Annotated in this window: 10 protein-coding genes and 1 pseudogene; 6 read left to right on the top strand and 5 right to left on the bottom strand. The window is 67.7% G+C overall.

The annotated features are described in order from the left end of the window. A partial coding sequence (locus DQP58_RS27690) for a hypothetical protein (protein ID WP_430916557.1) occupies nt 1-113 on the top strand: 113 nt, incomplete at its 5' end. 11 nt (nt 114-124) lie between these two features. Here the strand turns inward: DQP58_RS27690 and glgP are convergent. Further along, nucleotides 125-2785, bottom strand: a complete 2661-nt coding sequence (gene glgP, locus DQP58_RS23015; RefSeq protein ID WP_112710475.1) for an alpha-glucan family phosphorylase — start codon at nt 2783-2785, stop codon at nt 125-127. 226 nt (nt 2786-3011) lie between these two features. On the opposite strand from glgP, the gene DQP58_RS23010 reads away from it, so the two are divergent. Next, nucleotides 3012-5126, top strand: coding sequence for an alpha-1,4-glucan--maltose-1-phosphate maltosyltransferase (locus tag DQP58_RS23010; protein ID WP_205869518.1), 2115 nt, complete (start codon nt 3012-3014; stop codon nt 5124-5126). Nucleotide 5127: 1 nt separating this feature from the next. Next, nucleotides 5128-7323, top strand: coding sequence for a 1,4-alpha-glucan branching protein GlgB (gene glgB / locus DQP58_RS23005; RefSeq protein ID WP_112710473.1), 2196 nt, complete (start codon nt 5128-5130; stop codon nt 7321-7323). A gap of 3 nt (nt 7324-7326) precedes the next feature. Here glgB and DQP58_RS23000 read toward each other — a convergent pair whose 3' ends face one another. Continuing rightward, nucleotides 7327-8244, bottom strand: a complete 918-nt coding sequence (locus DQP58_RS23000; protein WP_112710472.1) for a tetratricopeptide repeat protein — start codon at nt 8242-8244, stop codon at nt 7327-7329. Between the two features lie 180 nt (nt 8245-8424). After that, on the bottom strand, nt 8425-9618 hold the full coding sequence (locus DQP58_RS22995) for an acetyl-CoA C-acetyltransferase (protein ID WP_112710471.1): 1194 nt from the start codon (nt 9616-9618) through the stop codon (nt 8425-8427). 78 nt (nt 9619-9696) lie between these two features. Here DQP58_RS22995 and mce point away from each other — a divergent pair, with 78 nt between their 5' ends. Next, entirely contained in the window at nt 9697-10164 is a 468-nt protein-coding gene (mce, locus tag DQP58_RS22990; RefSeq protein WP_112710470.1) for a methylmalonyl-CoA epimerase, read from the top strand. Nucleotides 10165-10175: 11 nt separating this feature from the next. Here mce and DQP58_RS22985 read toward each other — a convergent pair whose 3' ends face one another. Continuing rightward, nucleotides 10176-10484 (bottom strand): hypothetical protein, encoded by a 309-nt coding sequence (locus DQP58_RS22985; RefSeq protein WP_112710469.1) that lies wholly within the window; start codon nt 10482-10484, stop codon nt 10176-10178. Nucleotides 10485-10507: 23 nt separating this feature from the next. Next, entirely contained in the window at nt 10508-11179 is a 672-nt protein-coding gene (gene nucS, locus DQP58_RS22980; protein ID WP_165827937.1) for an endonuclease NucS, read from the bottom strand. Nucleotides 11180-11224: 45 nt separating this feature from the next. Here nucS and DQP58_RS22975 point away from each other — a divergent pair, with 45 nt between their 5' ends. Both DQP58_RS22975 and DQP58_RS26985 read left to right on the top strand, forming a co-directional pair. Next, entirely contained in the window at nt 11225-12859 is a 1635-nt protein-coding gene (locus DQP58_RS22975) for an adenylate/guanylate cyclase domain-containing protein (RefSeq protein WP_112710467.1), read from the top strand. A gap of 59 nt (nt 12860-12918) precedes the next feature. Then, nucleotides 12919-13135 (top strand): annotated as a pseudogene (locus DQP58_RS26985) (hypothetical protein); the annotation flags it as partial.

The following is a 13135-nucleotide window of genomic DNA, read 5'->3' as shown; positions in this document are numbered from 1 at the left end:
ACCTGCGGGCGTCGCTTCCGCCGTTCTGGCAGACCACCAACGGCGAGCAGGTGCGCCAGGCGCTGCAGCGGCTGCGCACCGCTCCCGCGGCCGAGCAGGGCCTGTCGGCCTGACCCGCTTCGGGCTAGCGAGCCAGGGTGACCAGCCCGAGCTCGTTGCTGGCCGCCAGCATCGGATGGCGGGGCAGCACGCGCACGGTGTAGCCGACCGAGCCCGCCAGCGGCAGCGGCGTCGTCGTCGAGAACACCTGGTTGCCGCCCTCGGCGGTACCGGCGTAGGACATCTCGACGGTGACGGGCTCCAGCAGTGCGTCGCTGGCATCGACGCGGCCGACCACCGCCTGGACGGTGACCTCGTCGGGCGCGAGCCCGGCCAGCTGGACGGTGGCGGTCAGGGTCAGCTTGGAGCCGAGCACCGGGCTGTCCGGCAGGCCGGTGCTGTCGACGTCGGTGATGACGATCTTGGGCCAGGCCTCCTGGGCGCGCGCGCGGTAGGCGGCCAGCTCACGGGCCGCGCCGAACTCGCCGCCGCTCGCCGCGTCCTCGGCGCCGTCGACGGGGGCGATCGTCTTGCGCAGCGACTGCGCCGCGGGCGTGTAGTACTGCTCGACGTAGTCGCGCACCATGCGCGACGCCAGCACTTTGGGACCGAGGGTTTGCACCGTGTGGCGCACCATTTCAATCCAGCGGGGCGGCACACCGTGTTCGTCGCGTTCGTAGAACTTCGGTGCGACGGCTTCTTCCAGCAGCGTGTAGAGCCCGCTGGACTCCAGGTCGTCGCGCCGCGCCTCGTCGGTCACGCCGTCGGCGGACGGTATCTCCCAACCGTTTTCGCCGTCGTACCATTCGTCCCACCAGCCGTCCCGGATGGACAGGTTCAGCCCGCCGTTGAGCGCGCTCTTCATTCCCGAAGTGCCGCAAGCCTCCAACGGCCGCAGCGGATTGTTCAGCCACACGTCGCAGCCCCAATACAGCAGGCGCGCCATCGACATGTCGTAGTCGGGCAAGAACGCGATGCGGTGGCGCACCTCGGGCCGGTCGGCGAAGCGCACCACCTGCTGGATCAACGCCTTTCCGCCGTCGTCGGCCGGGTGGGATTTACCGGCCACGATCAGCTGGATCGGTCGTTCGGAGTCGAGCAGCAGCTGTTCCAGCCGATCCGGATCGCGCAGCATCAGCGTCAGCCGCTTGTAGGTCGGCACCCGTCGCGCGAATCCGATGGTCAACACCTCAGGATCGAAGGCGGTTGCGATCCAACCTAATTCGGCGTCCGAGGCGCCCCGCTCCAGCCAGGAGCGACGCAGCCGCCGCCGGACGTCGTCGACCAGCAGGGACCTCAGCTGCGAGCGGATCCACCACAGGTGTCCCGCGTCGACTTGCTTGAGCCGCAGCCAGACCCCCGGATCGCTGAACGAATCCGACCCGGCCAGCTCGCGACCCAGCTGCAGCCATTGCGGCGCCGCCCAGGTGCGCGCGTGCACTCCGTTGGTGATCGAGCCGATCGGCACCTCGCTGGCGTCGAAGCCGGGCCACAGTTCGTTGAACATGGACCGGCTCACCCGGCCGTGTAACGACGACACGCCGTTGGCGCGCTGCGCCAGCCGCAGACCCATGTGGGCCATGTTGAATTTGGTGGGGTCGTCCTCGGCGCCGAGCGCCAGGATGCGAGCGGTCGGCACCCCCGGCAGCAACGCGGGCGCGCCGGTGGCATCCGATCTCGCGGCCTTGTCAACGGATTTCGCGCCGTCGCCCGCGTGGTCGTCGAAGTACAGCCGCACCATGTCGACGGGAAACCTGTCGATGCCGGCGGGCACCGGGGTGTGGGTGGTGAACACCGTGCTGGAGCGCACCACCGTCAGCGCGGTGTCGAAGTCCAATCCGGAGCCGGTCATCAGTTCGCGGATGCGTTCGGCTCCCAGGAAACCCGCGTGGCCCTCGTTCATGTGGAACACCTCGGGCGCGGGCAGGCCGTGAATGCCGGTGAAGGCGCGGATCGCCCGCACCCCGCCGATGCCGGCGAGGATCTCCTGGCGCATCCGGTGTTCCTGGTCGCCCCCGTACAGGCGGTCGGTGACGCCGCGCAGGTCGTGCTCGTTCTCGGGGACGTCGGAATCGAGCAGCAGCAGCGGAACCCGGCCCACCTGGGCGACCCAGATCCGCGCGTGCAGCTGCGCGGAGTCCGGCAGCATCAGCTCGACCAGCGCCGGCTCGCCGGTCGCGTCGGTCAGCAGCCGCAACGGCAGGCCCTGCGGGTCCAGCGACGGGTAGGTCTCGTTCTGCCAGCCGTCGGCGGTCAACGACTGCCGGAAATACCCGGACCGGTAGTAGAGGCCCACCGCCACCAGCGGCACCCCCAGATCGGATGCGGACTTCAGGTGGTCGCCGGCCAGAATCCCCAACCCGCCGGAGTAGTTGGGCAGCACCTCGGCGATGCCGAACTCCATCGAGAAGTACGCGATGGCGGCCGGGATCTCGGCGCCCTGCTCCTGCCGCTGCTGGTACCACAGCGGGCGGCTCAGATAGTCGTTGAGATCGGCGGTCAGCTCGTCGAGCCGGCGCAGGAAGCCCTCGTCGAGCGCCAACTCGTCGAGCCGCGCCGGTTTGACCGCGCCCAGCAACGCCACCGGATCGCTACCGCACCGCTCCCACAGATCCGGGTCGATGGTCGCGAAAAGCTCCTGAGTGGGCTTGTCCCACGACCATCGCAGGTTGGTCGACAGTTGGTCCAGCGCGGTCAGACGCTCCGGAAGGTGAGCACGGACGGTAAACCGGCGGAGGGCTTTCACGCGTCCCTACCTTACTGAGGTTCCCGGCCCGTGCACGGCGACCGGACGCACCGCATTTCCCCGGCGGTGTGTGACCGGAGACTAGGGTGGGTATCGGGTAGTTATCGGGTCGCAACGATGCTTCCCTGCCCAGAAATTTTCCCCACGACAGGAAGTTTCCCGACGAGCGGCATTCCGCACGGAACACATCGCGGGCTTGGCCGCACACAATCGGAACGGAGTGCTGGTGCCCGGTCGTGTCGAGATCGATAACGTCCAACCGGTCGTTTCCTGTGGCGCGTACCCCGCGAAAGCCGTGGTCGGCGAAGTCGTCCCGGTCAGCGCCGCGGTATGGCGAGAAGGCCACGAGGCAGTCGCGGCGACCTTGGTCGTGCGCTACCTCGGGCCCGGCTACCCGCAGGTGAGCGAGACCCGCCGAATCAAGGCCGCTGCGGCCCCGACCAAGCCGGCCACCCAGCGCGACGGCAAAGTCGACCAGCAACGGATCAAACCGCTACTGCTGCCGATGACGATGGGTCCGGAACCCTACGTGTTCCACGGTCAGTTCACCCCCGATCAGGTCGGGCTGTGGACCTTCCGGGTCGACGGGTGGGGCGACCCGATCCACTCGTGGCGGCACGGGCTGGTCGCCAAGCTGGACGCCGGTCAGGGTGAGACCGAGCTGTCCAACGATCTTCTGGTCGGTGCAGGGCTCTTTGAGCGCGCGGCGACGGGCGTGCCGCGGGCACTGCGCGAGCCGCTGCTGGCCGCCGCCACCGCGCTGCGCGAACCGGGCGACCCGGTCGCCCGCACCGCGCTGGCGCTGGGGCCTGAGATCGAGGAAATTTTGGCCGCCTACCCGCTGCGCGATCTGGTCACCCGCGGAGAGCAGTACGGCGTCTGGGTGGACCGGCCGCTGGCCCGGTTCGGCTCCTGGTATGAGATGTTTCCCCGCTCGACCGGTGGCTGGGACGCCGACGGCGACCCCGTGCACGGCACGTTCGCCACGGCGGCCGCCCAGCTTCCCCGCATCGCGGCGATGGGCTTCGACGTCGTCTACCTGCCGCCCATCCACCCGATCGGCAAGGTACATCGCAAGGGGCGCAACAACTCCCCGACCGCGGCGCCCGGAGACGTGGGCTCCCCCTGGGCGATCGGCAGCGACGAGGGCGGCCATGACGCGGTGCACCCGGACCTGGGGACCATCGAGGACTTCGACGCCTTCGTGGCCGCCACCCGTGAGTTGGGCATGGAGGTCGCGCTGGACCTTGCCCTGCAGTGCGCACCGGATCATCCGTGGGCACGCGATCACCGCAACTGGTTCACCGAATTGCCGGATGGCACAATCGCTTACGCGGAGAACCCGCCGAAGAAGTACCAGGACATCTATCCGATCAACTTCGACAACGACCCGGCCGGCCTCTACGACGAGGTGTTGCGGGTGGTCCGGCACTGGATGGACCACGGCGTCAAGTTCTTTCGCGTCGACAACCCGCACACCAAGCCGCCGGACTTCTGGGCCTGGCTGATCGCCACGGTCAAGGCCATCGACCCCGACGTGCTGTTCCTGTCGGAGGCCTTCACGCCCCCGGCCCGCCAGTACGGCCTGGCCAAGCTCGGATTTACCCAGTCCTACAGCTATTTCACCTGGCGCACGGCAAAGCAGGAACTCACCGAGTTCGGCGAGGCCATCGCCGCCGCCGCAGACTTCCGGCGCCCCAACCTGTTTGTCAACACCCCGGACATCCTGCACGCCATCCTGCAGCACAACGGACCCGGCATGTTCGCGATCCGCGCGGTGCTGGCGGCGACCATGGGTCCGGCTTGGGGGGTGTACTCGGGCTACGAACTGTTCGAACATCGCGCGGTGCGCGAGGGCAGCGAGGAGTACCTGGACTCCGAGAAGTACGAGTTGCGGCCCCGCGATTTCGCCGCGGCACTGGCCGAGGGGCGATCGCTGGAGCCATTCATCACGCAGCTCAACGCGATTCGCCGACTACACCCCGCCCTCGAGCAGCTGCGTACGATTCATTTCCACGACGTGGACAACGATGCGCTGCTCGCCTATTCCAAGTTCGATCCCGTGACCGGCGACTGCGTCCTGGTGGTGGTGACGCTCAACGCGTTCGGTGCCGAGGAGGCGACGCTGTTTTTAGATATGGAGGCTCTGGGTATGGAGCCCTACGAGCGTTTTTGGGTGCGCGACGAGATCACCGGCCAGGAATTCCAGTGGGGCCAAGCCAATTACGTTCGCATCGATCCCGGGCAGGCGGTCGCGCACATCATCAACATGCCGCTCATACCGCACGACGCGCGGGGGATCCTGCTGCGCAGGCCACCAAACGGACCGGAGGGATTGTGACATGAGCAAAACCGACCAACTCGCCGGGGCGCTCCTGGCACCCGACCCTGCCGACCTCTCGCGCCTGATCGGGGGCACGCATTACAACCCGCACAGCATTCTGGGGGCGCACGAGTACGCCGACCACACCGTCATTCGGGCGTACCGGCCGCACGCCACCGAAGTGGTCGCACTCGTCGGCGACGATCGATTCCCGATGCAGCACATCGAATCAGGGCTTTTCGCGGTCGCGCTGCCGTTCGTCAACCTGATCGACTATCGGCTGCAGATCACCTATGAGGGGGCGGAGCCGTACGTCGTCGCCGACGCCTACCGCTTCTTGCCGACCCTGGGCGAGGTCGACCTCCACCTGTTCGGGGAGGGACGCCACGAGCGGCTCTGGGAAGTACTGGGCGCGCATCCGCGCTCGTTCACCACGGCCGACGGCGTGGTCAACGGGGTGTCGTTCGCGGTGTGGGCGCCGAATGCCAAGGGCGTCAATCTGATCGGTGAGTTCAACGGCTGGACCGGTAGCGAAGCCCCGATGCGGGTGTTGGGCTCATCGGGAGTCTGGGAACTGTTCTGGCCCGGCTTTCCCGTCGAGGGGCTGTATAAGTTCCGGGTACACGGGGCCGACGGCGTCGTGACCGAGCGCGCCGACCCGATGGCGTTCGCCACCGAGGTGCCGCCGCACACCGCATCCCGGGTGACGCGCAGCAGCTACACGTGGGAGGACGCCGATTGGATGGCCGAGCGCGCGCAGCGCAACCCGGTGTTCGAACCGATGAGCACCTACGAGGTGCACCTGGGTTCCTGGCGCCCTGGACTCAACTACCGCCAGTTGGCCCGCGAGCTGACGGATTACGTTGTGGAACACGGGTTCACCCACGTCGAGCTGCTACCGGTCGCCGAGCATCCGTTCGCCGGATCGTGGGGCTACCAGGTGACGTCGTACTACGCGCCGACATCGCGGTTCGGCACCCCCGATGAGTTCCGGGCCCTGGTCGACGCCTTGCACCAAGCCGGCATCGGCGTGCTGGTGGACTGGGTGCCGGCGCACTTTCCCAAGGACGCCTGGGCGCTGGGCCGCTTCGACGGCACGCCGCTCTACGAGCACTCCGACCCCAAGCGGGGCGAGCAACTCGACTGGGGCACTTACGTATTCGACTTCGGCCGTCGCGAGGTGCGTAACTTCCTGGTGGCCAACGCGCTGTTCTGGCTCGAGGAGTTCCACATCGACGGCCTGCGGGTGGACGCGGTCGCCTCGATGCTCTACCTGGACTACTCCCGCCCCGAAGGGGGCTGGACCCCGAACATCTACGGCGGCCGGGAGAACTTGGAGGCGGTGCAGTTCCTGCAGGAGATGAACGCCACGGTGCACAAGACCGCCCCGGGCATCGTCACCATCGCCGAGGAGTCCACCTCGTGGCCCGGCGTGACACGGCCGACAAACCTTGGCGGCCTGGGCTTTTCAATGAAGTGGAACATGGGCTGGATGCACGACACGCTCGACTACATCAGCCGCGATCCCATCTACCGCAGCTACCACCACCACGAGATGACGTTCTCGATGCTCTATGCGTTCAGCGAGAACTACGTGCTGCCGATCAGCCATGACGAGGTGGTGCACGGCAAGGGTACGCTGTGGGGCCGCATGCCGGGCAACAACCACGTCAAGGCGGCCGGGCTGCGCAGCTTGCTCGCCTACCAGTGGGCGCACCCGGGCAAGCAATTGTTGTTCATGGGACAGGAATTCGGGCAGCGCGCCGAGTGGTCCGAGGAGCGCGGCCTGGATTGGTGGCAGCTCTACGAGCAGGGGTTCTCCAACGGCGTCCTGCGCCTGGTCCGCGACCTCAACGACATCTACCGCACTCACCCGGCGCTGTGGAGCCAGGACACCGTGCCCGACGGCTACTCCTGGATCGACGCGAACGACTCGGGCAACAACGTGCTGAGCTTCCTGCGCTACGGCAAGGACGGCTCGGTGATGGCCTGCGTGTTCAACTTCGCCGGTGCCGAGCACGGTGGGTACCGGCTGGGCCTGCCGGCGGCCGGGCGGTGGCGCGAGGTGCTGAACACCGACGCGACGGCCTACAACGGTTCGGGGATCGGCAATATGGGCGGCGTGGACGCGACGGAAGACCCGTGGCATGGCCGCCCGGCCTCGGCACTGCTGGTGCTGCCGCCCACGTCGGCGCTGTGGCTGGCCCTCGAGTAGACCTCAGTACAACGCGTTGGCGAGGTTGCGCCGCCCGGCGACGACCTCGGGGTCGGCCGGGTCGAAGAGCTCGAACAGCTCGATCAGCCGGGTGCGCACTCGGGTGCGATCGTCACCGGATGTGCTGCGCACCAAGGCAATCAGGCGATCGAAGGCGGGTCCGACCTCCTGGTTGAGGATCTGCACGTCGGCCGCCGCGAGGGCGGCTTCGATATCACCAGGCGCGGCGTCGGCGACGGCGACGGCGTCCGGGCGTTGCGCGGTTGCGCGCGTGAGGAATTCGATCTGCCGGATCGCGCCCTTGGCTTCGGCGTTGGCCGGATTGGCGTCCAGTATCGACTGATACGACGATTTGGCCGCCTCGAAGTCGCCGTCTTCCAGCTGCTGGCGGGCCGCGGCCAGCTCCGGGTCGACCGTCTCGGCTTCCGCGGAACCGCTTGGGCCCTTGAGCTTTCCGGCGGTCGCCGAGAGAATCTGATCCAGCCAGCCGCGCAACTGCTCGGCCGGCTGCATACCCTGGAAACTCGAGATCGGCTGCCCGGCGGCCAATGCCACCACGGTCGGGACGGCATCGACACCGAATATCTGCGCCACCCGGGGCGCGACATCGACGTTGACCGTGGTCAACGACCACTTGCCATTGTCCTGGGCGGCCAGCCCGGCGAACGTGTCCAGTAGCTGGACACACGCATCGCTGCGCGGTGACCACAGCAGCACCACGACGGGCACTTCCTCGGACCGCAGCAGGACTTCGGCCTCGAAATTGGCCTCGGTGACCGCGATGATGCCGGGGTCACCGTCGGCGGCCGACTGCGTGGCCGCTGCGGCTGGGCCGGCCGCGGGCTGGGCCCGTTGCTTGAGGCCGGAGAGATCCACCGCACCAGCCAGGGCGGGCCCGATAGGAGGTCGCGGACGAGTCACGCCGTCAAGTTTGTCATGCGGACGGGCTACCCATCCACCCGGTGGCGGAGCCGCTCAGACGGCGACGCAGCGGACCGAAAACGCACTCCGAAAAGCCCCGTGATCGGCAAATATGACGAAGATCACAATCGGCCACCGGCGCGCCGCGCCAGCAACGTCGGCAAACGTCCGATTGGGCGGCTAACCCGCGCGCAGAATCAGGGCGTCGCCCTGCCCGCCGGCCCCACACAGCGCCGCGACCGCGTAGCCGGAGCCGCGCCGCGACAATTCCAGCGCGGCGTGCAGCGTGATCCGCGCTCCCGACATCCCGATCGGATGCCCGACGGCGATCGCGCCGCCGTTGACGTTGACCCGGTCGGGATTCACGCCCAGTTCGCGGGTCGAGGCCAGCGCGACCGCGGAAAACGCCTCGTTGATCTCGATGACGTCGAGCTGGTCCACGGAGATGCCCTCGCGGGCGATCGCCTTTTTGATCGCGTTGGCCGGCTGCGACTGCAGGGTGGAATCCGGTCCGGCCACCACGCCGTGCGCACCGATCTCGGCCAGCCAGCTCAGCCCCAGCTCCTGCGCCTTGGCCTTGCTCATCACCACCACCGCGGCGGCGCCATCGGAGATCTGGGAGGCCGATCCGGCGGTGATGGTGCCGTCACGGCGAAAGGCCGGCTTGAGGCCGGCCAGCGACTCGGCGGTGGTGTTGGCGCGGATTCCCTCGTCCTCGGTGAACTGCAGCGGATCGCCTTTGCGCTGCGGGATGTTGACCGGCACCACTTCGTCGGTGAAGACGCCGTCCTTCCAGGCCGCGGCCGCCTTCTGGTGCGACCGGGCAGCGAACTCGTCCTGCTCCTGCCGGGTGAACTGGTCGACGTCGTTGCGCTGCTCGGTGAGCGCGCCCATCGGCTGGTCGGTGAACACGTCGTGCAAGCCGTCGTAGGCCATGTGGTCCAGCACCGTCACGTCGCCGTACTTGTAGCCCGAGCGGCTGTCCATCAGCAGGTGCGGCGCCTTGGTCATGGACTCCTGGCCGCCGGCCACCACCACGTCGAACTCCCCGGCGCGGATGAGCTGGTCAGCCAGCGCGATGGAGTCGATGCCGGACAGACACATCTTGTTGATGGTCAACGCCGGAACATCCCAGCCGATCCCGGCCGCCACGGCCGCCTGGCGTGCCGGCATCTGGCCGGCCCCGGCCGTCAACACCTGGCCCATGATCACGTAGTCGACCAGCGAACCCGGCACTTGAACATTTGGGAAAGCCTTTTCCAGCGCCCCGGCGATCGCGATCGCCCCCAGATCACTGGCCGAAAAGTCCTTCAGCGAACCCATCAGCTTGCCGATGGGTGTCCGTGCTCCAGCAACGATCACCGAGGTCGTCATAACACTCTCCTAATCCTGCGCCGACGGCCGGTTCGGCCTCCCGGGGAAGCGCAATCTTTGCCGCCAGGTTACCGTTATGTGATGACGACCGATCAAGTTGACGCCCGTCAGATCCTGGCCACCTCACTGGTGACGGCGATCGATCACGTCGGCATCGCAGTCGCCGACCTGGACGCCGCCATCGACTGGTACCACGACACCCTCGGGATGATCCTGGTGCACGAGGAAGTCAACGAGGAGCAGGGAATCCGCGAAGCCATGCTGGCTGTGCGCGGTGCCCCGGCGGGCACCGCACAGATCCAGTTGATGGCCCCGATCGACGAGTCCTCGACGATCGCCAAGTTCCTCGACAAGCGCGGACCGGGCATCCAGCAGATGGCCGTTCGGGTCAGCGACCTCGACGCCTTGATCGCCCAGCTGCGCGAGCAGGGCGTGCGGTTGATCTACGACGCACCCCGGCGCGGCACGGCAAACTCGCGGATCAACTTCATCCACCCCAAGGACGGTGGCGGAGTCCTGATCGAGCTCGTCGAGCCGGCCGCCTGAGACGCCGACCCTCACGACCACTTCCTGGTGGGACCGCGGGTAGCGCGGTGCGCCCAGCACGGCGTGTGCCAATGCCGGCGGTCCTCCACCTGTCCGGCGCCGCCCGCGAGCGTCGAATCGGTGGGCCATACCACCAGATGCGCTGAGCCGGAACGTATTTCGTGGTCGCAGCCGGGACACCGATAGGTCTTGGCCGCCCGGGCCGCCGGTACGGGCCGGACCTCATACTCGTGGCCGTCCGGGCCGACCTCCACCCGCCGCAGCGCCGCCGGCGGCGCCAACGGCGGCTGCCGACGTGGCGGGGTGCGGCGCCGAGCCATCCGGTCAGTGTAGTGGCGAACTCTCAGAACAGCCGATACTCGTCGCTGTCCATCCCGCGCATCTTGTCGTAATCCAATGTCAGACAACGGATACCGCGATCGGTGGCCAGCGTGCGGGCCTGCGGTTTGATCTGCTGGGCGGCGAACACTCCCCGAACCGGCGCGAGCACGGTGTCGCGGTTGAGCAGCTCCAGGTACCGGGTGAGTTGTTCGACGCCGTCGATCTCGCCGCGCCGCTTGATCTCCACCGCCACCGAGCCCCCGTGTTCGTCGCGGCACAGCAGATCGACCGGACCGATGGCCGTCATGTACTCGCGGCGAACCAAGGTGTATCCCTCGCCGAGCAGTTGCACGTGCTCGGCCAGCAGCGCCTGCAGGTGCGCTTCGACGCCGTCCTTGACCAGGCCGGGGTCGACGCCGAGTTCGTGGCTGGAGTCGTGCTCGATCTCCTCGACGGTGATGCGCAGTTGCTCGCCCGCCTTGTTCTCGACCACCCACAGCGGCGATTGATCACCGGGCTCCTCGGTCAGCCAGCACGGCGGGCTCATCCAGTTCAGCGGCTTGTAGGCGCGGTCGTCCGCGTGCACGCTGACCGATCCGTCGGCCTTGAACAACAACAACCTGCGTGCGGAGGGCAGATGCGCGGTGAGCCGGCCGACGTAGTCCACGGTGCACTGAGCAATCACTAGACGCACCCGACTCACCTTAGAGCGTCGCCGACAAATTAGGCTGACGCCACCATGTCGGCCAACCAGTCCGTGGCGCAGCGAATAGGTCGGGTGCTCGAACGGGTCACCCGTCAGAGCGGCCGTCTGCCGGCGACGCCGGCGTACGGCTCCCTGCTGCTGGGACGGGTGTCGGAAAGCCAGGGCCGTCGCCGGGTGCGCATCCAGATCATCATGACCGTCCTGGTGCTGGGGGCGAACCTGCTCGGGATCGTCGCGGGGCTGATCTTGGTCACAGTGGCCATCCCGGTACCGAGCATCTTCGACGACGCACCGGCGTGGCTCACGTTCGGGGTGTCACCGGCCTACATCCTGCTGGCGCTGACGGTGGGTACCTACTGGATCACCCGCAGGACCGTGCTGGCGTTGCGGTGGGCCATCGAGGAGCGCACTCCGACACCCGAGGACGAACGCAACACGTTCATCGCCCCATGGCGGATCGCGTTGGTCGACCTCGTCCTGTGGGGAATCGGAGCGGTGCTTTATACCGTCCTCTACGGCCTGATCAACACCATGTTCATCCCCCGCTTCCTAATCGGGGTGAGCTTCTGCGGCGTTCTGGTGGCCACCGGCAGTTATCTGCTCGCCGAGTTCGCGTTGCGTCCGGTGGCGGCCCAGGCCCTCGAGGCGGGTCCGCCGCCACGTCGGCTGGCGGCCGGGATCATGGGCCGGACCATGACGGTGTGGTTCCTCGGATCGGGCGTTCCGGTCATCGGCATCGCGCTCCTGACGCTGTTCGAGATCTGGCTGAACAATCTCACCCAGACCCAGTTCGCGGTCGGTGTCCTGATCGTGTCGTCGGCCGCGCTGATCTTCGGCTGCATCCTGATGTGGATCCTGGCGTGGCTGACCGCAACACCGGTGCGCGTGGTGCGGGCCGCGCTTCAGCGCGTCGAAAAGGGTGACCTGCGCGGCGAATTGGTGGTATTCGACGGCACCGAACTCGGCGAGCTGCAGCGCGGCTTCAACGCGATGGTCAACGGACTGCGCGAGCGCGAACGCGTTCGCGACCTCTTCGGCCGCCACGTGGGACGCGAAGTGGCCCTTGCCGCCGAACGCGAGAAGCCGAAGCTGGGCGGCGAAGAACGCCATGTCGCAGTCGTATTCATCGACATCATCGGCTCCACCCAGTTGGTGACCAGCCGCCCGCCCGCCGACGTGGTGGCCGTGCTCAACCAATTCTTCGGGATTGTCGTCGAAGAGGTGGACCGTTATTGCGGGCTGGTCAACAAGTTCGAGGGCGATGCGACGCTGGCGATCTTCGGGGCTCCCAATCGCCTTGATTCACCGGAAGACGCGGCCCTCGCCGCCGGGCGCAGCATCTCCGAACGGCTGGCCAACGAAATGTCTGAGCTGTCGGCGGGCATCGGCGTGGCGGCCGGTCAAGCCGTGGCCGGAAACGTCGGTGCCAGGGAGCGCTTCGAATACACCGTGATCGGTGAGCCGGTCAACGAGGCGGCCCGGCTGTGCGAGCTGGCGAAGTCGCACTCGAGCCGGCTGCTCGCGACGGCCGACGCCATCGAGCGCGCCAGCGAAACCGAGCGGGCGCGTTGGTCGCTGGGCGACAGCGTGACCCTGCGCGGCCATGAGCGTCCCACCCGACTGGCGGCGCCCGTCGCGGTGGACGACCCGTCGGCCGGACACGGTTGATATCAGACCGGAACGGGTAGAGGGACACGAGAACTGACCCCTCAGAGATTGGTTTGCGCATGACCGGTAGTGGAGTCACCCGTGTTTCGGTCGCCGCGGGAATCGCCGCGGCTATCGCCCTTAGTTCGTTGACCGCGGGTTGCAGCTCGGGCAAGGACAACAAGAACCCCAGCACGTCGACCGTCACCACCACCGTCACGACGCCGGCGAGCGTCACGACCACCGCTCCGACGGCGCCGGGGACCGGCGGACCTGGTGGCGGTGGACCGGGCGTCG

Source organism: Mycobacterium colombiense (genome assembly GCF_003284975.1).
GTDB classification, from domain to species: domain Bacteria; phylum Actinomycetota; class Actinomycetes; order Mycobacteriales; family Mycobacteriaceae; genus Mycobacterium; species Mycobacterium europaeum_A.
Note: the sequence above shows the minus strand (reverse complement) of the source record. Positions and strands in the feature narration are given on the sequence as shown.